Source organism: Geobacillus sp. CX412, assembly GCF_027942335.1.
Taxonomy (GTDB): Bacteria; Bacillota; Bacilli; order Bacillales; family Anoxybacillaceae; genus Parageobacillus_B; species Parageobacillus_B toebii.
The window spans coordinates 1-20,783 of record NZ_CP103464.1; the positions used below are offsets into that span (position 1 = coordinate 1).

General features: G+C 40.7%; 17 protein-coding genes and 3 pseudogenes. 6 read left to right on the plus strand and 14 right to left on the minus strand.

The features are described from left to right. Positions 1-358: 358 nt before the first annotated feature. Positions 359-1,726: an ISLre2-like element ISGsp4 family transposase gene (locus NXM86_RS18490; RefSeq protein WP_498959146.1), complete on the minus strand. Its 1,368-nt coding sequence runs from the start codon at positions 1,724-1,726 to the stop codon at positions 359-361. A gap of 262 nt (positions 1,727-1,988) precedes the next feature. Between NXM86_RS18490 and NXM86_RS18495 the strand changes: the two genes are divergently transcribed. Further along, positions 1,989-2,465 (plus strand): hypothetical protein, encoded by a 477-nt coding sequence (locus NXM86_RS18495; RefSeq protein ID WP_498959148.1) that lies wholly within the window; start codon positions 1,989-1,991, stop codon positions 2,463-2,465. A 214-nt stretch (positions 2,466-2,679) separates the two neighbouring features. On the opposite strand, the gene NXM86_RS18500 is transcribed toward NXM86_RS18495, so the two are convergent. Continuing rightward, positions 2,680-3,870 (minus strand): ISL3 family transposase, encoded by a 1,191-nt coding sequence (locus NXM86_RS18500; protein ID WP_498959149.1) that lies wholly within the window; start codon positions 3,868-3,870, stop codon positions 2,680-2,682. A 171-nt stretch (positions 3,871-4,041) separates the two neighbouring features. Between NXM86_RS18500 and NXM86_RS18505 the strand changes: the two genes are divergently transcribed. Next, complete coding sequence (locus NXM86_RS18505) at positions 4,042-5,391, plus strand: hypothetical protein (protein ID WP_498959150.1); 1,350 nt, start codon at positions 4,042-4,044, stop codon at positions 5,389-5,391. A gap of 1,123 nt (positions 5,392-6,514) precedes the next feature. Here the strand turns inward: NXM86_RS18505 and NXM86_RS18510 are convergent. The 3 genes from NXM86_RS18510 to NXM86_RS18520 all read right to left on the minus strand — a co-directional run bounded on the left by NXM86_RS18510 (position 6,515) and on the right by NXM86_RS18520 (position 7,657). Next, positions 6,515-6,739 (minus strand): hypothetical protein, encoded by a 225-nt coding sequence (locus NXM86_RS18510; protein ID WP_042385835.1) that lies wholly within the window; start codon positions 6,737-6,739, stop codon positions 6,515-6,517. A gap of 155 nt (positions 6,740-6,894) precedes the next feature. Further along, positions 6,895-7,095, minus strand: a complete 201-nt coding sequence (locus NXM86_RS18515; protein ID WP_033845089.1) for a hypothetical protein — start codon at positions 7,093-7,095, stop codon at positions 6,895-6,897. Between the two features lie 226 nt (positions 7,096-7,321). Further along, positions 7,322-7,657 (minus strand): DUF3967 domain-containing protein, encoded by a 336-nt coding sequence (locus NXM86_RS18520; RefSeq protein ID WP_232511618.1) that lies wholly within the window; start codon positions 7,655-7,657, stop codon positions 7,322-7,324. Positions 7,658-8,135: 478 nt separating this feature from the next. Between NXM86_RS18520 and NXM86_RS18525 the strand changes: the two genes are divergently transcribed. Next, positions 8,136-8,534, plus strand: a complete 399-nt coding sequence (locus NXM86_RS18525; protein WP_498959151.1) for a hypothetical protein — start codon at positions 8,136-8,138, stop codon at positions 8,532-8,534. A gap of 739 nt (positions 8,535-9,273) precedes the next feature. Here the strand turns inward: NXM86_RS18525 and lepB are convergent. Next, positions 9,274-9,831, minus strand: coding sequence for a signal peptidase I (lepB, locus tag NXM86_RS18530; protein ID WP_014195146.1), 558 nt, complete (start codon positions 9,829-9,831; stop codon positions 9,274-9,276). An 839-nt stretch (positions 9,832-10,670) separates the two neighbouring features. Here lepB and NXM86_RS18535 point away from each other — a divergent pair. Further along, positions 10,671-10,919, plus strand: a pseudogene (locus NXM86_RS18535) (IS481 family transposase); the annotation flags it as partial. A gap of 201 nt (positions 10,920-11,120) precedes the next feature. On the opposite strand, the gene NXM86_RS18540 reads toward NXM86_RS18535, so the two are convergent. Continuing rightward, complete coding sequence (locus NXM86_RS18540; RefSeq protein WP_498959139.1) at positions 11,121-11,327, minus strand: DUF3967 domain-containing protein; 207 nt, start codon at positions 11,325-11,327, stop codon at positions 11,121-11,123. Between the two features lie 5 nt (positions 11,328-11,332). After that, entirely contained in the window at positions 11,333-11,488 is a 156-nt protein-coding gene (locus tag NXM86_RS18545; RefSeq protein ID WP_498959141.1) for a hypothetical protein, read from the minus strand. A gap of 574 nt (positions 11,489-12,062) precedes the next feature. Here NXM86_RS18545 and NXM86_RS18550 point away from each other — a divergent pair. Then, a complete protein-coding gene (locus NXM86_RS18550; protein ID WP_012748853.1) occupies positions 12,063-13,250 on the plus strand; it encodes an IS701 family transposase in 1,188 nt (395 codons plus the stop codon). Between the two features lie 789 nt (positions 13,251-14,039). On the opposite strand, the gene NXM86_RS18555 is transcribed toward NXM86_RS18550, so the two are convergent. Next, positions 14,040-14,360, minus strand: a complete 321-nt coding sequence (locus NXM86_RS18555; protein ID WP_062756268.1) for a DUF3139 domain-containing protein — start codon at positions 14,358-14,360, stop codon at positions 14,040-14,042. Between the two features lie 239 nt (positions 14,361-14,599). After that, positions 14,600-15,900, minus strand: a pseudogene (locus NXM86_RS18560) (UPF0236 family transposase-like protein). 576 nt (positions 15,901-16,476) lie between these two features. Between NXM86_RS18560 and NXM86_RS18565 the strand changes: the two are divergent. Continuing rightward, positions 16,477-17,390, plus strand: a pseudogene (locus NXM86_RS18565) (tyrosine-type recombinase/integrase). A 530-nt stretch (positions 17,391-17,920) separates the two neighbouring features. On the opposite strand, the gene NXM86_RS18570 reads toward NXM86_RS18565, so the two are convergent. From NXM86_RS18570 to NXM86_RS18585, 4 genes are all read right to left on the minus strand, one after another. Further along, positions 17,921-18,622 carry a trypsin-like serine peptidase gene (locus tag NXM86_RS18570; protein WP_498959142.1) on the minus strand — a complete coding sequence of 234 codons (702 nt, stop codon included), beginning with the start codon at positions 18,620-18,622 and terminating at the stop codon, positions 17,921-17,923. Positions 18,623-18,702: 80 nt separating this feature from the next. Then, positions 18,703-18,837 (minus strand): DUF3221 domain-containing protein, encoded by a 135-nt coding sequence (locus NXM86_RS18575; RefSeq protein ID WP_289666622.1) that lies wholly within the window; start codon positions 18,835-18,837, stop codon positions 18,703-18,705. A 29-nt stretch (positions 18,838-18,866) separates the two neighbouring features. Then, complete coding sequence (locus tag NXM86_RS18580; RefSeq protein WP_498959144.1) at positions 18,867-19,052, minus strand: hypothetical protein; 186 nt, start codon at positions 19,050-19,052, stop codon at positions 18,867-18,869. A 160-nt stretch (positions 19,053-19,212) separates the two neighbouring features. Next, positions 19,213-20,295 (minus strand): RNA-guided endonuclease InsQ/TnpB family protein, encoded by a 1,083-nt coding sequence (locus tag NXM86_RS18585; protein WP_015863580.1) that lies wholly within the window; start codon positions 20,293-20,295, stop codon positions 19,213-19,215. Positions 20,296-20,783 lie beyond the last annotated feature (488 nt).

Sequence of the window (20,783 nt, forward strand, 5' to 3'; positions counted from 1 at the left end):
TCTTCGTTATTAATTAATGAGAGAAAAGGTACGCCAAGAGAAACTGTAATGTAAAGGAGCATTCCCGTTAGGAGCTTTTCCGGGGACTTGATCAAAAAAAGCCCTCTTGGTATGATGCAGGGGTGTCAACCACATCACTCACCATACCAAGGAGGACTTCAGATGAATTGTACACAAAACTATAAAATTGATCAAGTTACGGAACAAACGCGAGTCAGTCAAGACTTTGTGGGAACTTTTTTGATTCGCTGAAAACAGATGTAAGTCATAGGTTAGCGAACCATTTTTTTGAATCCCATCCGTAAGCGCTTTCGGACTCTCATCCCTTGCCATGACAGACCGATATGTATACCTTTTTTTACCATCCCTTGAGTTCAGACAGGGCATGATAGATCGGTGTCCCGGACGATTGCTGTAAATATGGCACGTTATTCCGCGTTACCTCCGGAAGAAGACGGCGGACGCGTTGTTTCGCCTTGTTCACGATCGTCTGTTTGGTAGATGCCGTTTCCTCCGCCGGATGCGACGATTCTTCTCCTAAACGACGTCCGAAAAGACGAATCCCATCCATCCGGGCAATCATTGCCTTGAAAAACGCCCTGAGTCCCTTGTCTGTCCAACTGCGGCGGTATTTCACCCGATACGCCAGCTGGCTCATCACGCTTTCAGCCCTCCCCATCGGATACATGCCCGTTGTGTCCACTCCTTGCTCCTTCAGCCATTCCCGGTAATCACGGATGCATCCCGGCATCGATTCGATCCGGTGGATCAAGGCAGCCAGCTGTTGTTCTTTCGCTTCGTCCCCCAGCGTGCCGAGGGCGCTGTTCCGTTCCACAAGCAACCCCTCTTCATCCTGCTTCGCCAGCTTTTGCCGAATCGCCTGCCACCGTGGATGGCCCGAGAGGCATTGGCGCAACTCACGCGCCACGTGGAATCGATCCAATTGGAAGCAGACCCGTCCCTTGAAATACTCCCGGCACGCGGTAATCCATGGAGCGCCGTCCCCGTTGATGACAAGAAGATCCCGACACGGATCATAGGCATATTCGTTCATCAAAAATTCCTCGAAGCCTTCCCACACCTCCCTCTTGCCCTCATGGACGTAATGGCGCTGATTGACAAATTCGATCCGTGAGCCGTTGCGCTTCCACCCTTCGTGAACGGTCAGGATTTTGTCTTCCTTGGCCCGTTTTCCCTTCCCTTGGCGAGAAACAAACAGTCCATCGGCCTCCACAAACAGCACCCGTCCATATCGCTGGTCCACCGGGCAGTGCAGCGGAGCTTCAGCTTCGAGCACCAACTGGCGGATCGCCTCATGGCTCATCACCGGATACCCGACCATCTGGGCAAGCGTACGAGCCGCTTTGCAATAGGAAGAGCACTCCACAACCAATCCCACCGCCGTTTCTTCTAGACAAGGGCTGATTGACTGCGATCCATCAAACGCTAAAAAGGAATCAAGCAAAAACGTGTAACGGTTTTGTTCCCGGTCTAAATAGTAGTTCCGCTCAAAGGTGACTTCGCCAAACAGGGTTTGAATCGTGGTGCGTCGTTTGTCTTTCAAGTGGTATCGGCGCTTGTTCCGGGTTTCCGCCAATTGTCGGTCGATGTCCTCCAACAAAGCCGTAAACAGTTCGGCGAAGGCGTTTTGCAAGGCTCGAAACAAATCAAGTTCGATCTCTTTCCATGTCAACGAATTTTTGGTAAGATGTTGTTGAATATTCATGGGACTCTCTCCTCCTGTTTGGGTGTTTTGGTCAATCATTATCATAATAGGGAGAGAGTCCTTTTTCATGTTTTGGACTTCGGATCCTACCGCGGCTTCGCTTGGTGGCCCCGATGAGAGAGATTGCGAACCTACGTTCCCAACCCCCTCATCGGGGAATTCTAAGAATTTCTCCCACAAACATTTTACTCACACAAAAGCATACAAAAAGAATATGCATTTGGTATAATATAGTAAAAATGATTAATTAAGGAGATTAATTATGGACAAGTTATCAAAAATATCTTTGGCGATTATAGCTATTGGAGCCATATACATATTTCAAAAAGATGGATTAATATCAGAAGACTACAATACTTTTCCACCTGAAGCTAAACTAATTACAAATAACGAAGAATATATTTTAAGTTTAGAAGCTCACACATGGGAAGTAGGGAATATTGTCTCTGAAAATAAGATGGAGGAAAATATAAGTGTTTATGCTTTAGGACAAAAGAAAAGCCCCATAGAAGCAAATAAAAAGCAGATGGTGAAACTTCAATTGATTAAGCATCAAGAATTTAAGCTTGAGCAAATAATGGCCTATTTGTGGAGAGATGCAAATCAAAAAGACGAATTAAAGGTAGAGGGAAATCATACTTTCATTCTGCCAAATAATCCAGGGAACTATATATTAGAACTAAATATACAAAGTAACCGAGGTCATGCCCAATATGTCGGAAAAATTGTTGTAAAATAAGGGCTTAAACGCTCTTATTTTTTTGGGGTCTTCACCATTTTCTGTGATTTCTACTCAATCCTAGAAACATGTTAGCTGGATGAAATAGGTTCATCAGTCAGGATCCTTCTTCCGCATACAGACCACGAAGTTGGTAGAATGGAAACAGTCAAGTGCTTTCCTTGACGGGTTCCATTCTACCAACTATCATACCGATAGCGGAAGAAGGGAGTGCTTAGGCAGCCTGACTACCTGTAGTGTTCCCTGTACACTCCAGAAATACACGTAAACGAAACCGTTCTAGATTTCGATAGCCATATGCCCGGCGTTTGATGTTTTTGATCTTGTGATTCGTCCCCTCGATTCGGGCATTCGTATATGGGCACAAAAAGTAGGAAAGAATAGGCTCCTTCCACCTTTCAAGCGTGTTGGCTGCTTCCTGAAAAGAAGCAAAAGGGCTCTGTTTGGCTAACTTAATCCATTCTTCCAAGCGTTCCTTTGCTTCGTTATATCCATCGGTTCGGTAAAAATCCCGAAACAACTCTTTCAGATAATAAGCAATGGAAAGTGTCGGATACTCCTCCAAGATATCGTCTAATCGAAGCCGTTGGTCCTTACGAAGCTTTTCACAGCCTTTTAAGAGAAGATATCGAGCCTTTTTCAATGGAGAAAATTCCTTTCTTGCTTGATCCAAGGCTTGGGTCACTTTTTGAACCACATGGTACTTATCGATGACAATCGAAGCAGATGGAAACAGGGCGCGAACCGCCTTATGATAAGGTTCCCACATGTCAAGAATCACCGTTTGGACCATTTCTTTCGACAGGATATTTTGGCTCAACAAGTTGATGGCGGAGTCACATTGGCGATCGGCATGCATTCCCATGACCGATCCAGCTTTGGCATCCATCAATACGGTTTCATACTGATGTCCCTTTTTTACAGCGATTTCATCTAAGCTAAGCACCATTCCTTCCTGAAAAGATGCCTCCGTTGCTGCTTGGCGTTCTTTTGCTTTTTTCGACGCGATGGAGTAATAAATGCGTTCCAATGTCGTATATGAGATGCAGTGCTTTCGGCTAACCTCTTGAATGGTGGAGCCTTCACAAAGTTCATACAAGTACTCACAAAATCGATTGGTATAGTGTTGATTTGGTTGAATCGATTCCAAAGAGGCGGAAAACACTTGGGAACAATTCCAGCATCGATAGCGCTTCACCTTCACGAACAAGTACACCGGTTGATGGAAAATCGCCAAATCCCGTACTTTTCTTGTCCGTCTGTCGTGGACAGAGGAAGTGGCAAACCCACAATGAGGGCAACGTTCCTGTGTCTCTGTTTTCTCTACATGAATCGCATAACCATAGGAAAGAAGTTCTTGTTTAATCACTTTAAATTCTGGCAATCCTAGTGGTATAGAAAGCACTTACGAGACCTCCTTAATGTTTATTTCACCGCTAACATTATTGCCAGGATCTCGTCAGTGCTTTCTATTTTTTGTCACTAAATCACAAAATTTGGTGATGAACCAAAACAAATATAGTAAATAAGAGGCTCAAAAAGAAAATGTTTAGGCTAAATAAGGAAGGGGTCTAATTTGACATTAATTGATCAAATTATTAATCACCCAATGTATTCAATTTTGGATAAAACAAAAGAATCCTTAGAAAATATTGAAAATGATGAGGATTTTACCACAAGTCTTGATGAGTACTCAATACAAACACTAAATAGAGTCCGGGCTGTTCTCTCCTGTTTAGAAGTACATATAAATTCGATAGACCCTTTATTATTACGTAAGGCATTGCAAGATCAGATAAATGCCGAACTTAATAATATTAATAATCAATTATTTAATTTTAATGTAACTTTTAGAGACCACAATCATTTAAACACTTTAAATCAAAGATTAGATAATATCCTACTCTTTACAAGCCAATTAGTTAACATAGTTAATGAGGAGTCAATTGAAACAATTCGCGAAACTGTTACTTCTTTTAGAAAATCAGTTGGACAACAGAAATCTTTTTTGGAGCGACAACAAGAAGAATTTTTAGAAAAGTCATCTTCTATTTACGATCAGATTGAAGATTTTAAACAGAAGATAGAAGATTATGAGTCAAAGCTTAATTTGGAGTTACAAAAAATTCAAGATAAATATAATGAACTCCACCAAAATTTCATTACTTCTCAAGAGTCTAGATCTCAGCAATTTCTAGAGCTTAAAGGAAAATTTATTGAAGAATTTGATGAGATTACTGAAGATTTAAATAACAAAACCCAAGAAATTATATCGTCATTTCAGGAAAAATTTGATTCTATAACAGAAGAGTTAACTTCAACATATGAATCCTTTTTAGAAGAAACCAAACAGAAACTGGCTGATTACGACAGTATGTTAGAGTCCCATAAAAAATCAGTTGAGGAATTAGTGGGTATTATATCAACCAGTTCAATTTCTGGACACTTTAAAGAAGTCGCTGATAATAAGAGAAAAGCAGCTTTTTGGTGGCAGATAGGAACTATAGGTTCGTTCTTAGGTACAATTGCATATGGCTTTTACGCTTTTATATGGAATAACCATGAAATTGATTGGCCTGGATTAATTGCACGATTTATTGTTACTGTTGCCCTAGGTTCCCTAACCGCTTATACAGCAAAACAAGCAGCATATAATGAAGCTGAAGAAAGAAAAAATAGAAAGATGGAAATCGAATTAAAAACTTTAAACCCATATCTTGCATCTTTCTCACCTGAAGACCAAATAAAACTTAAACAACAATTGTTTCCTCATATTTTTGGTAAAGAAGAAGTCGCTGTTAGCCAAGAAACTACACCGACAAGTAACGCTAACTCTGACTTAGTTAATGTTCCCTTAAACACTAATTTGGTAACACAGGCTATTCAAGTTCTTATAGACGTTGCTAAAGGCACTAAAACTCAATAATTTTTTCGTTAAAATTGTCAAAATGATGCTTTTATGATATATTCGTCCCCCCTGATGTTTCAAAAGGGGGGATGATTTCATTGAGAAGTTTGGAATGCAACATAATCAAGATTATAAGCAGTAAATTCCATTGTGTTGCGTTCGAACAGTCCATAAAACAAAACTCCACTAACTACTTATATAACCAATAACAAAAGAGGTTAGAAAAAGAGAAATACCACCTAAAATCAGATATTTTTTGTCATTCCATTTAAAATAAAAGATAATACTTAATACAGTAACAATAAAAAAAATCAAACCAACAACCCAAATCATCTTTCTTTCCCCTACCCCGTTATTCTAGCAATAAATCCTCCTACTAAATACCCTGCTAATAAAATAATAAAAGATGCCCCTACATAAAATCCTATTCTAATAAATCATAGTTTACCTGAAGGAAAAAAGACACTTAGTCCAGAACTATTAAAAGAATTAGAGGAAAAGGTTTTGGAATTTTGGAGTTTAAATCCTCCAAAAGTGGATATTTTATTAACAGAAGCATAATATTATACAAAGTCATTAATAAAATCATACCCAATAAAACATTTAGGTATAAGCTTCCTACAGAAAAGCTCTGCGTATGCGGGGCTTTTCGTTCTTTAAAAAATAAAAGGAGCGACGAGAAACTAATTTACTTCTGACTATCCTATAGAGATTTATAAAAAAGAAAATCGATTTTAAGCTTCTTATTAATCCCGTAGAGCGTTTTTTAATCAAGGGAATATAAAAACATTACCCATCTGTTTAAAACGCGTTATACGCCAATTTTAGTGGTCATTTTTTGATAAGGGTTAAAAACGATGTTGTTTTTCAATCTTGAGAAAAAGGAGTAATGGGCCATGCAGTAAATTTTGTTTACCCCATCATGCCTTATCCTTCAATTCTGGAATTTTCGGACGCATAAAAAAGACATGACGTCGTCGTATTTTATTTTTGTCAGACAAAAAACAGTGTGACCAACTTTGAGCAGACTTACATAAAGGGTAGGTAATTTGCCTGCTCCCTCGTGGTTTGCGAGTTCATCGGACATTAAACTGTTGCAAAATATTGCAATAAAAAACGCCTACCAAAGTAGGCCAAAAACTCATTGTAATTGCATTCGGTTCAATATCCGTGCTAATCGTTCTAACGCCAGGGCAATCGCTTTGTCTTTGTTGCGATCGACGAATTTGATCAGCGGCTTGGTGCCGGGATTATCAAGAAATACCGCTGTTACTTCATAATAACCTTGTGCGGTTATGTACACGTCAATTCGCGCTTTATATTCTCCAATCTCGCGATACAGTTCCTCCACTTTGTACCCTGACATATAAACTCCCCTTTGGCTGCCCTTTTTATGTTGGCAGGCGCATGGCGTTATATCACCGTTCTGATAATTCAAGTGTGTAAGGAGGATGAGTCCCGCTTCTTCATATAGCACAAGTTCATCCTTTATGGACAAGTTCTATGGGGCGAGACATTTAATCAAATTAATTCCCTTCCTTGTCTGTCTGGAATTAGGTCTTCGTGAGGATTACTACGAAATCTGTTGTAATAATTGCAAGTAACTTTTGCAAACATTTTGTTATAGAAAGTCGCAATCAACTGGTCTTCACCGTTTTGCGATTCTGATTTAAGTAGAAGATCCCATCCTTTTAGTTCTTGATTTTCTCGAATATAGAACATTTTCATTACCTCCACCCTATTTGATATACCCCACAAATTCCATCTTGAAGTTCTAAGAAAGTATGCGGTCAAAGAAAAACTTGTCACCTTAAAAGTTCAATATTTGTTATTTTATCCTGGACAAAATATATCGGTGTTATGTCACCGTTTTATAACGTTTTGACGTATGGAGCGGCCGAGGACAATATCCAAGACCAAGTGACGTTACTAATCCGAATCGTTTGATTTACTTACCAAATAATCGAGACCAAAATCCTTTTTTCTTCTTCCCCTCTTCCTCTTTGGCCGCCGCGATCATTTTGCGTGTCTCCATGGACTCCTTGAGGGACTGCATGAGAAGCTCATCCCTTTTCTTTAGGCTTTCCTCTATGTATTTTTGTTGCTGATCCAGCCTCATCATGAGTTCTTTTAGCAACTCGTTCTGTTTGGCGACCATTTCTTTTAGCGCTTGTATATCATCGTTATAACGCTCCGATTCCGTTTTTTTCTCTATAACGCTGACCGCCATATTAGATTGCCGAACCCATGCCATTACTGCTTCCGCCGCTTGTTCGAGCGTCATATCTAAAATGATACGCCCTGTCAGGTCAGAAAGGACGGGGACAAACGGATCCCTCTTTGTCGGATCAAGGCTAATCGCTCTTTGACATAGGAGAAAATCATTGGGATCGTGTATTGGAAATAGGGAAGGAGAAAGGGGGGAGTACCGTCCCTGGCATTCGGAACACCAATAACGGGGGAGCCAAATGCAATACGTTTGATCTCTTACAACGGCATTCTTCTCGTAATATCCATGGCGATGAAGGAGTTCGTTCACACCGTTTATGCTATAGGATTTTCCTCACTTTTTTCAATAAGAGTAAATATGATCGACAATTTTAAGTTATGCTTGGCTTCAAATCCTATATCGATAGAGAATTGGTATCTAATAGTAAAATATTACTATTTTTAAACACAATACAAATTGTAACAAATTTCGACATAGTTTCCATTGTATAATTATTTAAAAAATAATAAAAAAAGAAAGGGGATTTGGCAAAATGACATTTAGCAAGAAGAAAAAGAATCTACTAATTATCTTAGCTTCATTAGTTCTTTCGATCATTACAATTACTAGTGCCTATGCCGCAGTTTTAGTTGAACAATCAGGACTTAATTTACGCGTAGGGGAAAGTAGCGCAACTACTTCTCGAGTAACAGTTAAAAGTGGACAAGAGTTACATGTGGGCATTTATTATTACTATAATGCTCCTCGTAAAAGTACGACTTATAAGATATTTAAAAACGGTGTCGAATGGTATAAGGGGACAATTAGTGGAAGTGAGCGGTATGTTGAGAAAGTATTTAAGCCTGGACCAGGTGAATATTCTGTCAGACACTATAATACGCCTGAAAAAGATGTAAGTTCATATGGTGGAATTCAAGTTTATAAACCATAATTTCCATTTTATAAAATCGCAGTTGTTTAATTTTACAACTGCGATTTTTATTGTGTGCCGGGTAGGTCGATGAACTAGGCGGTGAAAGTCCTCTATGGGCGTCGGGGGATGTTGGGATATGTGAATCATCAGTCAAAGGCAAGGGTGTCCATGGAGAAGCGAAATCTGAAAGAAACCCTAGACAAACCCTTGAATCCAACGAAATACATTCGAGGTTGCGATTTCAGGATGGGGTTGCAAGACAAAACGAAGTCCCCAATTGATCGATCGTTGCCTATTACTCCATGTAAAGTTGGTGCAAACTAAATTCTCTGTAAATCTCTGTGCTTTTATTTCTCAATAAACATTGGAACTATTCTAAGCTGATTTCATGTGGATGAATCGATCGGAAAGATAAGACTGAAGAAGCCCTTATTGCTTCCTCGATTTTATATGCTAATGGAACGAGCTTGCGAGTGAATCATATTAATAAGGATTAATTTGGTAAAACGTATGCCTATGAAACTCAGTATTTTTTCTAGACTAGTAATTTTCAAACCCTCAATAGAACAGGATTTTTCAAATTTTGTTTTCCTAAAATGGACTTCAAACTGTTGAACTCGGGAGAAAAAAATTAATGAAACACTCGAAAATAAAAATCGTAGCTATCAGTGTTGATAACTACGATTTAATTTTAAAATAAATTTATTGGTACTTTTCAGTTGTTTTACTGAAAAGCCGTAAAGCCTTTTTGAAATGCTTATTTTACTATTCGGATATGTTTAAAAGGCCAATAAATTATGTTTGCCTGGCCAACAACATCATTCATCGGAATGGCCCCAATATGACGACTGTCTTTACTATATCTTCTATTATCACCCATTACAAATAAATAGCCTTCAGGAACAGTGTTTCTACCGATTGGAGTATCCTTTAGAGTAAACGATTCCGTAAGGGGACCATCAAACTTGTTTTGTTTTTTGTATTCATCTAGATAAGGTTCTTTATACGCTTTCCCGTTTATATATAAAATATCATTTTTATACTCGATACGATCTCCAGGTAACCCAATTATGCGTTTTATGTAATCCTTTTTTTCTTTTGTATGGAACACAATAATATCAAACCTTTTCGGTTTTACAAAAGAATATTTTATTTTGTTTACAATCATACGATCTTGATCGTGTAGTGTAGGCATCATGGATTCTCCTTCTACTATAATCGGCGCAAATATGAAGTGTCGAACAAAAGCAGCTAATAAAATTGCAATAATGATCGCCTTCATCCATCCCAAAAACTCACTTTTCTTTTTCTCCATTATCATCATCCCCCTTAAAACATTGATGTAAATTTTATTAAGGCTCCCGAATCCTCGAAACAATCATCTTTACAATTCACTTAAATCGTTGACATGATGGTACTAAACGAACATTATCCATCTTCAAAGAATAAGTGAGTATCAATGATGTCATTCATTCTTTCATCGGTTTACCCGCAAAAGGAGAAACTGATTTTAACCATATCGAAATGATGAGATGTTTGTTTCAACATACATCGAGTGGTCTTGTAAGAAGAACCAACGCACCTATTAGCAAGCGAAAGGAACGAGCGACTGCTTGCTTGACGATTGGCGATCCATCGTGAGTTGCCCTAGATCATGATGTCTCGTCGTTTGACAATTCTAACACGAAAAAATAGAAGTCAGTCATATGTACAAAAGATGTGATGGCTTTACACCGTTTGATATATCTCGAAAAATAAAGTTACCTCGTCGACGCTGAATTATACGAAGGAAAAAAGAAAAATAAATATGTCCAAGACATATGTCTTCATCCCTACACACTGTCTTTAGATGTACCAAACGCTGATGGATTACCGATTACTCATTCGCATAGATGGTGACAACAATACGCAAGCCAACATTCATATCTGACTGAAAGCGCAGATGTCAATTTAATCATCAAACAAAGCTTAGGTCGTGAATATAAGGAGTTATGGTTTCTTTACAGAAAGGATAGCATGTTTTTTATTATAGTTACAAGGAAATCATAATAATGATTGAGCAATAGATGATGTATAAAATTTTGTGTGAAGCATTTTACTTAGAGCTGATTATGCGAGAAGAAATAAAAAATTTCCTCTAAATAGAAAAGGTCGGAAGGAAAACATTTCGCGTACTATCAGGTCAATGAGCTCTGGCAAGATGATTTGTCCCATGGCCCGTTGATTCGTGTGAATGGCAAAACACAAAAAACGCTTTTAATTGCCTATATCGATGACTGCTCGCGGGTCGTGCCGTACGCTCAGTTTTTCTCTTCCGAGAAATTTGACGGGTTGCGGATCGTGACCAAAGAAGCGCTGCTTCGATACGGAAAGCCGAAGCGAATTTACTCGGATAACGGCAAACATTGGATACTACGATAATCGGGCGATATTCGCCTTGCTCTGCTCCGATATTTTCTCCTAAATTTTAAGGGTGTCCTCAACTTTGGGGACACCCTCTTTAATTGTGTCGCTTATAGCGTTATATCACCGTTATGGTATTTGATGCGAGTCCGCAATTTGCGGATTCCAGACCCTAACTATTCATCAATTTGATGAACAGACTTATTTACCAAACAGACGGGCCCAAAACCCTTTCTTTTTCCCTTCTTCCTCTTTGGCCGCCGCGATCATTTTGCGTGTCTCCATGGACTCCTTTAGGGACTGCATAAGAAGTTCATCCCTTTTCTTTAGGCTTTCCTCTATGTATTTTTGTTGCTGATCCAGCCTCATCATGAGTTCTTTTAGCAACTCGTTCTGTTTGGCGACCATTTCTTTTAGCGCTTGTATATCATCGTTATAACGCTCCGATTCCGTTTTTTCTCTATAACGCTGACCGCCATATTAGATTGCCGAACCCATGCCATTACTGCTTCCGCCGCTTGTTCGAGCGTCATATCGCTGCTTTGTTTTATCTCCATGAACCGCTTCAAGACTATAACGTCTCTTTCGAAATAGCCTCGCTGTCCCTTGTCATTAACGTGAAACTTGTACCCAGCGTCTTGGAGGATGAGAGCATACTTTCTCAAAGTGGATTCCTTGATCCCTAGCAAGGTACACACGTCGCTCGGCCCCATTAATATTTGTCCCTCATTCATATCGCCCGTCATAACGCATTCACCCCAGTTATAACGACGTTATGTTTATCATTCTAACAGTACAGATGAATGTTACACAACTGAAATACAATAGAGTTACCTAAGTTGTATCGAAAAATTTTGTAATAATTAGTCGAAAAATAAAACTTTTTCCATTAAATTTAAACAAATATAATTATGTATGAGTTTAGCTAACTATTAATTTATAGAAACGGGAGGAATGAGAAAATGAAAACTAAGAATTTGTTAAATCTTTCAGGAATTTTTTTATCATTTTTAGCAATTATGTTACTGTAGATGAGCAAATTCACTGACATAAATTGACAACTAAACAAAAAAGGAGACATGAACCGGACTCCTTGGGTAAAATAGATGTACCACCAACTATCCACAAGGAGGTTCATGTCTCATGAATAGATTAGCACATCACCAAGGAATCCACAAGTTTTTCTTCACGCTGGGGTTGACGCTGCAGCTTTCCAAACCGGTCATCAAGCATCTCATTCATATTGTCGATGCCTTGACCACCAAGGGATTCTCGGGAACATTGACTGATATTCATTACTGGAGCTTTCATCCGAATCATCGAACGACGCTCAGTCACTTTTTCACGAAAAGCCCTTGGAACGAGGAAAGGCTGCTTGGGAAGCTTCAAGAGTGGATCCTTTCCCAGGTCGAACGACTGGCCAAACGGAAGAATCAACCCCTTTTTGTTTCGATTGATGATACGATTTGCCAAAAAACAAAGCCTTCGTCACGGGCTGTGCACGCCATTCAAGGGTGCGACTGGCACTACTCGCATAAAGATCATCAATCGGTCTGGGGGCATTCGCTCGTTTGGCTGATGGTGCACACCTTCACGCAGGCGTTCCCATTTGCGTTCCGCCTGTATGACAAGAAAGCGGGAAAAAGCAAGATCGACCTGGCGATCGAGATGCTTTCCTCGCTCAAGGTGAAGCGGGCTCAGCCGGTGTATGTGCTCATGGATTCGTGGTATCCGTCTAAGAAGCTCATCGAAGCCTGTCTGAAACAGGGATTCCATGTCATCGCGATGCTCAAGACGAACCGGATTCTCTACCCGAAAGGCATCGCCATCCAAGCCAAGCAGTTTGCCCGCTATATCGAGTCCAAAGACACCCGCCTCGTCACGGTGGGGCAGGAGCGTTATCGCGTGTATCGCTATGAGGGGGCCATCCATGGCCTCGATGACGCGGTGGTGCTGCTGGCTTGGAAGGCGGATCAGCCGATGGCGCCGGAACATCTTCATTGCATCTTGAGCACCGACCGGGAACTCGGGGACGAAGACATCTTGCGTTACTATGCTCAGCGTTGGACGATCGAGTGCTTTTTCCGGCAGGCGAAAGATCAACTGAAGCTGGATGGATACCGCGTTCGCCACATTCGGGCGGTGAAACGGTATTGGGCGGTGGTGCTGTTGGCCTGCGTGTACAGCATCGCCGAATCCCGACAAAACCTCTCCACCGGGCTGGAGCTTCTTCGGTCGCGGAAAGACCACAGCGTCGTCGAGTTCATTTATGACGCTGCAAAGCAAGATATTCCCATTGATGTGATCAAAAAACAGCTCCGTATCGCGTAAGGGGTACCCTGTTTGTCTCTCTAACCATGGAAATTATTGTAATGAAAAATGCTCATCTACAGTATGTTAATAATTTCTCCTGAAAAGGAAGTAAAAGCTGCAATTAACAATAAACCAGGAGATATTATTGTAACAAATGATACTATATACATGCAACATAAAGAGTTAACCTCTCCGTTATCCTGTACACCCTGAGCGCTGCATCATTTTTTTCAAGGATCCTGTAGACTCAACCTGCAAGCTGAGCCATGGAGGAGGAAGCTCGTTGCAGGAGAAGCCAAATGTTCATTTTTCAATGAGCATGTATATAGTAGTAGTGGAATTACAGGGCATGCAGGTATATATATTGATGCAACACATATTCTACATACCTCTGGTTGGAAAAGTGAACCATATCCCCTGGTTATAAGCGAACAAGACTGGCATAAGAGATATGATTCTTCTAAAGTTATTAGACCTAAATCAAGTGAATTAGGAAAAAAGGCTGCGGAAATGGCTGTAAAATATTTCGAAAACAAAAAAATACCTTATAGTCTCAAAGATGCGAATAAAGGTCCAAAAGATATTACAAATACATATTGTAGTGAATTAGTTTGGTACTCTTATTATAAGGCGGGTAAAATTTTTAAAGTTCGGACTACTATGTTCGGAGCAGTAATTTATGTTGAACCAAGGAGTCTTGTTACTCCGTACAGTTTTATTGATAAGAATAATGTTGAATATAATGGTTTTCAATTTATAGATAACACATGGTAAGAATAAAAAGAGCATTAATTGATTAAAAATCAATTAATGCTCTTTATTTATTATATGTTCTATTCCATTCTCCGTATAAGACTCTAAAATGACTTTACCTTTATCATTTTTATAGTAAAAATATGTTCTATTATCATTTTTTAATTTAATACTAACCATCCATGCTTTATTCCCTTTTAAATTTGAAAAAAATGGTTCAATGGAAATGATATCATCTTTAGAGATATTTTTTTTAGTTGTTAGATATTCAATCACACTATTTTTAACATCTGTTTTTTTATATTGAATATAGCCAAATCCACTTCCAAAAACAATAAATAATAGTAATAAAATAACTCCTATTTTTTTTACCATATATCTTCTCCTCTTCCCCATTTTTTGTATTCACTAAAAATTTATTATATAGCATTAGTAGTGTTTCCTCAAATCTTAAATAGACTAAGAGTCAGTCAAGACTTTGTGGAGAACATTTTTTCGGTTCACTACGGGCGTTGTCAATCACTAGTTATCGAACCATTTTCAGGAATTCATATCGTAAGCGCTTTCGGACTCTCATCCCTCATCTTGAGGCGATGATACGATATTCCATTTTTTTACACCCAACCACCATCCCGGAGCGCCGACAACGCTTGATGGATCGGTGTCCCGGATGACCGCTGCAGACACGGTAGATTCTGACGCACCACATCTGCCCATAACCGTCCGGCCTTCCGTTTGGCCTGTTCGATCCGCTTGGACTTTGTTGAGGCCGAGGCCGCCGTTCGGGTCTCTTCTTCCTCCACCAACTGCCCATTTCTCCGCCAAATCCCGTCGATTCGGGCCGCCATCGCCCTCAGAAACGCCCGAAGCCCTTGGTCTTTCCAGCTGCGGCGGGATTTCACCCGATGCGCAAACCGGCTCATCACGCTCTCGGCGTGGCCCATCGGACGCATGCCGGTCGTCTCCACCCCTTGCTCCGACAGCCACTCCCGATAGTCCCGGATGCATCCCGGCATCGACTCGATCCGGCGGATCATGGCAGCCATCTGCTTCTCTTTCGCTTCGTCCTCCAACGTGCCGACCGCGCTGTTCAGCTCCACGAGAAGCCCCTCTTCGTCTTGTTTCGCCAGCTTCTTCCGCACCTCCCGCCAACGCGGATGGCCGGACAGACACTGACGCAGCTCCCGCGCCACATGAAATCGATCCAGCTGAAAGCACGCCCGCTTCCCAAAATACTCCCGGCAGGCCGTGATCCACGACGCCGCGTCGCCGTTGATGATCAACAGGTCCCGGCACGGATCATAGGCATATTCGTTCATCAGCCACTCTTCGAACCGTTTCGTTTCCATCCCTCGTGAACCGCCAGGATTTTCTCTTCTTTCGCCCGTTTCCCTTTCCCCTGGCGGGAAATAAACAGTCCATCCGCCTCCACAAACAGCACCCGGCCGTGCCGTTGGGAAACAGGGCGGTGCAGCGAGACAGGGGCCTCCAGCACCAGTTGGCGAATCGCCTCGTGGCTCATGACCGCATACCCCACGATCGACTCCAACGTACGGGCCGCTTTGCGGTAGGAAGAGCACTCTACGGCCAACTCGACCGCCGTTTCCTCGAGGCAAGGACTGATCGATCGGGCCCCATCAAAGCCTAATTCGGCATCCAGCAAGAAGGTATAGTTCCCCGTTTGCCGGTCATAGTAGTAGTTCCGTCGAAACGTCACTTCTCCAAACAGCGTTTGGATCGTAGTCGGCCGTTTGTCTTTCAGCTGATACCGGCGCTTGTCCCGCGCTTCCGCCAGTTGTTGATCAATCTCCTCCAAAAGGGCCGCCAACAAGACAGCGAACACCTTTTGAAGAGTTCTGACTAATTGTTCCTCCAGCTCTTTTAATAAAGGCCATTCTGTGGTAAGATGTTTCATGGACTCTCTCCCTCCTGTTTTCGGTTGATGTTGACAATCACCATCATAGCAGGGAGAGAGTCCTTTTTGCATGACATTTGCTTTTTTCTACCGCGCTTCGCTTGGTGGCCCCGACGAGCGTCGCGAACAAAAGTTCGCAACCCTCGTCGGGGATCATTTCGGAATGTCACCCACAAATATTTTACTCACACATAGACTAAAGATCAGTGATTGTTTTTATTTCCAAACTAATAAAGATCCATTTGCAGGGGAGCCATTCAATCTTAACAAACTTCATAATAAAAAAGTATTATTTTGTTGCATTATAAATTAATGGAATTAAAGAAGTGATTAATTCTTCATAATATCAAATATGTTGTATTCATCGATACACGATAAAGCGAAACTGGTTTTTTCTTTGTCTTTTTATATATGTATACCCATTTTGTATGATTAAACTAGACATATAATCTACATTATATGTCTAACAATCTCGTCTTTTTTGTGATATACTCGTCATATAATGTTATTTTTCAAACCAATTATCTTCTTTTTGAATCCTTCTAAACTCGCCGTATAAGTGAAAGGGTGGAAAAGATGCTAAATGAGTATACACCTACCTTCAGGAAAAAGGTGCTTCCCCAAACACGATCATCTCCTACACGAATGACTTAAATATCTTTTTCCAAGATTTACATATAGGTCCGGGTGATTATGTCACGACGGCTGACATCCGTAAATGGATCCAGCAAATGTTAAATCCAGTCGAAGGGAAACCGTTGGCCATCTCTACGATCAATCGTCGCCTGAATTCGCTGCGAAGCTTTTATGCGTGGGCAGTTGCACATCATAAGCTCGAGCAGAACCCAATGAAAGACATACAGGATTTAAAATCAGCCGATGAAGACTATGAAAAAATTATGTGGTTGACGGAAGAAGAATTCGAGGACTTATTGCATCGAATGCGGAAAAAACCGGTTCGTAGCAGAGGAGTTGATCCAGAGGAAAAGTATCGGCGGGACCGTGCGGTGGTGTACCTACTTACCTATGCAGGATTGCGAGTGGAAGAGTTATCAAATTTAAAATTAACGGACTTAGATTTAGAGATGAAACGAATTCGGATCGTGGGAAAAGGGATGAAGGTAAGAACGGTGCCGATCTCGAACATCTTACTGGCGGAACTGGAGGATTGGCTCGAGTTTCGCGCGGAAATGGCAAAAAAGAAGCCGCATGTGGCCGCATCGCCATACGTCTTTTACAGCCAACGTTCTCCGAAATTTTCGGTACGGGGCATCCAGCGAATGATCGAAAGCTACAGCCTGCCGAATAAAAAACTTACGCCTCATATGTTCCGACATACGTTTTGTAAGTGGATGCTAAAGGCTACGAACAATGACATCGAGAAAGTGCGGCGGCTTGCCGGCCACAGCAATATCGCCACGACATCACGATACTTAAAAGATAGCTACAGTGATTTGGCGGATGCCGTGGAGGCGTTGCCGAAATTCTAACATCAAGATGGATGACAGTTTTGGCATCGGAGCTGTCCAAGTACATTTAGAGACTATATAGAAAAAATGCCCTGGAGGGTAGAATTTCAGGGCATTTTTTTGTTCCCTTTCCGAGAAGAGTCAATTAAACTACGAAACCTTCAAAATTTACCTACCTTGTTAAAAAACCTCTTAGTAAGGTTTACAATCACTAAGATCTTCCTTGCTGGTCAATTAATAAATAGCTAGGAGAAATTTTTAATTTAGCATTGCTGCTCTAATAAAATCATATACGGTTTAATCATTTTGGCCCCATTGTAAGTAGTACCATTGAACTAAAGCTCCCTCTATGAACAGCAATGATTTCTTGATGATTTATAAAGAGAACCGGATTGCCCATTATAAGTATCAATTTGATAAAATGCAAGTTCATTGGTTTCTTTTGAAATAGAGCCAGTCATTCCCCATTGAGAAACTTCGTTATACTGTTCGATTTTATCCCCTGGGTATCCATAAATTTTACTGACGTACCTTGAATGTAGATACTTGTCTTAATGGAAGTATCCGACTATATCACCAATATTTTTTCCTAAATATGTGCTAAGCTTAAGTACTGCAAAGTCTTGAGTTGCATCTCCTGTTTGAACATAGTTGCTCGTAATATAATAATCTACTATTTGATATACCCCATATGAATACGTATTATTATTGACAGCGGGATATACATAACCGTTTATCGCACCAGACTGATTTGTAACATCCATAACACAATGTGCATTTGTAAGGACTTTATCTTTCCCAATAACAGTTCCTGTGCAAGTATACCAACCATCTCTAAATTCTAATTCAATGTACGCGATTTGTCTGTGAGGAGTGACTGAAGTATTGGAAACCTTTGTACGACCATCAGCACCAATAACGACCTGAGGGAAATATTCATTTGGAGATTTACCACCTATATATGTTGTTTCAGGGGTTAAATTATATTTGTAAGGTTTATTTTTTTTGAAATCCGTATTTATCTCTGTTTTTGGAAGAACTTCACCGGTACCTTCCGAGCCTTCTGTGACTAAAGATTTGGAATTCTTTAACTTTTTTATGTAGTCTTCATACTTAATGACTTCACCTTTTGAATTAATCATGTCATAAGCATTATTACTATTTTTTTGAGCGTTGACGGTTTCTGGAGCATTAATTATGGGCGAAATGATAAACCCAACCATTACTAAAATGATAAATCCAATTTTTTTCATAAAGTAGCCCCCCTTTATGAATTTTTCAAAGTTATTATAACCAAATAGTTCATATATTTCAATTATTTTGAAAATTATAATTACATAGGTTCAATCTTTATAACTTCGACTTTGCCCGGATACGATTCTAAAATCTCTGAATACCACACTTTTACTTTTTGTCCATTTTCTATTCCCCTCAAAGTACCAAACCCCTTAATTAATAACTTACTCATATTATATTTTCTTCTTAATTCCTGTATTGTTAATTTGTTGCGTCTTCCTGAACAAAATCTGGATCTTCAACTAAATATACTTCCCCTTCTTTCATAATTATAAAACCTTCCAAAGTAGCTTCTTGATTAAGAGATTGGTTAGTTCTATATTCGCTAAAGAAAAATAATAATAATATAAGACCTAAAATAGTACTCACTAAAATATATCTTTCCATACGCTTGCCTCCTAGCTTTTATATTTTGTGTTATATAATGGTCTATCTTCTATAGATCCATAGTTTTCCCTTCCCAAGATAACAGAGCATTTTATAGTAATACATATTCAGCATATTCAGTCAACTACCCAACGGCTAAAGCCGTGGGCTTGCAACTAGCCTAATTGGCTGCCGCGTTCGGCTGGTTGACAGCAGCCCTGCGGATGTTTTCCGCAGCCACGTTGTCGGCAGGGGCAGCGTACCCACAAGCTCGACAACAAAACTGATCCCTTGACGGTCTGTTTTCTTTGGCCACATGTCCGCAAACCGGACAGGTGCGGGAAGTATTTTTTGGATGAACCAATACCACCGGCACGCCAGCGATCGCCGCTTTATACTCAATAAACTTTCTCAACTGATAAAAAGACCAAGAAGAGTGTTGACGACGCTGTTGCTTTTTAACCGTTTTCTCGGTGCGTTGGCGGATGCCCTTTAAATCTTCAAGGGCAATGCCGCATCCGAGTGCCTTTGCCTTTTCAACAATCTTCTTGCTAATGCAGTGGTTCACATCACGGGCAAATAGTTTTTCCTTCTTGGAACGCTTTTTAAGCAGGCGTTTCGCTGACTTGGTGCCTTTCTTTTGGAGTTTGGCGCGAAGTTTCGCATGGCGGCGGCGCAGCCCGTTGACCTTCGAGCCGGAAAATACCTCACCGGTGCTATCGACGGCGATATTAATGATGCCAAGGTCCACACCGATAAATCCGTTTTCGGAATTGGGCTGGCCTTCGGGAACGTCCACCACGAGCAGTAAATAAAAAATACCGTTTTGAAGGACTAAATCGGCTTGACCCCGAACACGGTTGCCGCACAGCAAACCTTGATGGTAGCGGCTAATGACCATAGGGATTTCCATTCTTCCTTGCAAGGTAAGGATGGAAGCATACTCTAACCCTTTAAAGGACAGGATTCTTTCATCATACACGATGGCACCGGTTTCTTTAAAGTTATGCAAGGTTTTTTTATCCAAACGATAGCTTTCCGACACTTTGCCGATGGCACGAACGGTCATTTGGGCAGAGAGGCCAAATTTTTCCCTGACGTCATAGTAGCAAAGCCGCTGGATTTTCGTTTTGGAAAAGGTTCTGGAGCGAAAAGCAATCTCGCTAATATAGTTGCATGCTTGGTTAAACCGTTTCATTGTTTCCAGCAGCGCATGAAACTGTTCAAGAGTTGGCATTAATTTAATCTTGAGAGTGCAGAGCATTCTTGATTTTCCCCACCTTTCTAAAAACCAGGGGACTTAATTGAAAGAAAAACCCAAAATTTTACTGAAAATAAAACCCCCCCTTCTCCCACGCTAAAGCAGGGCTTCCCGGGGGATGTTCTCGTTGAGCGTTAAGATCAACTAGCACCCCGGCATAGTTTTCATTAAACCGACGAGAAAGGTTCAGGCATACTAATGCTCCCGATAGCTTTTTTCGTTCGGTAATTTCTGACAAAAACGGCTTACGATTTGCCGTTTTCCCGTTTTTCGGGACGGGGTCGAAAACCACGGGGGAAAAAGGTGGCATTAAAATTTGCTTTATTGTCAGCCGCCGCCTTTAATGGCGCCAAAAACCCTTTTACCGCTTCTAACCATAGTGCGAGCAGGTTGGATAAAACCGGATGTCGGTGGCTTTAAGGAGAAATGAAAATTTTGGGAAAAACGGAGAAGGAAATAAAAATTTTTTTACCATTCCCATAACCCCAACA

What these genes read in the sequence shown, in the direction of transcription:
- NXM86_RS18490 (WP_498959146.1), bottom strand. Translation starts at nt 1,726, where the DNA reads ATGAATATTCAACAACATCTTACCAAAAATTCGTTGACATGGAAAGAG.
- NXM86_RS18495 (WP_498959148.1), top strand. Translation starts at nt 1,989, where the DNA reads ATGGACAAGTTATCAAAAATATCTTTGGCGATTATAGCTATTGGAGCC.
- NXM86_RS18510 (WP_042385835.1), bottom strand. Translation starts at nt 6,739, where the DNA reads ATGTCAGGGTACAAAGTGGAGGAACTGTATCGCGAGATTGGAGAATAT.
- NXM86_RS18515 (WP_033845089.1), bottom strand. Translation starts at nt 7,095, where the DNA reads ATGTTCTATATTCGAGAAAATCAAGAACTAAAAGGATGGGATCTTCTA.
- NXM86_RS18520 (WP_232511618.1), bottom strand. Translation starts at nt 7,657, where the DNA reads ATGACGCTCGAACAAGCGGCGGAAGCAGTAATGGCATGGGTTCGGCAA.
- NXM86_RS18525 (WP_498959151.1), top strand. Translation starts at nt 8,136, where the DNA reads ATGACATTTAGCAAGAAGAAAAAGAATCTACTAATTATCTTAGCTTCA.
- lepB (WP_014195146.1), bottom strand. Translation starts at nt 9,831, where the DNA reads ATGGAGAAAAAGAAAAGTGAGTTTTTGGGATGGATGAAGGCGATCATT.
- NXM86_RS18540 (WP_498959139.1), bottom strand. Translation starts at nt 11,327, where the DNA reads ATGGTCGCCAAACAGAACGAGTTGCTAAAAGAACTCATGATGAGGCTG.
- NXM86_RS18550 (WP_012748853.1), top strand. Translation starts at nt 12,063, where the DNA reads ATGAATAGATTAGCACATCACCAAGGAATCCACAAGTTTTTCTTCACG.
- NXM86_RS18555 (WP_062756268.1), bottom strand. Translation starts at nt 14,360, where the DNA reads ATGGTAAAAAAAATAGGAGTTATTTTATTACTATTATTTATTGTTTTT.
- NXM86_RS18570 (WP_498959142.1), bottom strand. Translation starts at nt 18,622, where the DNA reads ATGAAAAAAATTGGATTTATCATTTTAGTAATGGTTGGGTTTATCATT.
- NXM86_RS18575 (WP_289666622.1), bottom strand. Translation starts at nt 18,837, where the DNA reads ATGAGTAAGTTATTAATTAAGGGGTTTGGTACTTTGAGGGGAATAGAA.
- NXM86_RS18580 (WP_498959144.1), bottom strand. Translation starts at nt 19,052, where the DNA reads ATGGAAAGATATATTTTAGTGAGTACTATTTTAGGTCTTATATTATTA.
- NXM86_RS18585 (WP_015863580.1), bottom strand. Translation starts at nt 20,295, where the DNA reads ATGCTCTGCACTCTCAAGATTAAATTAATGCCAACTCTTGAACAGTTT.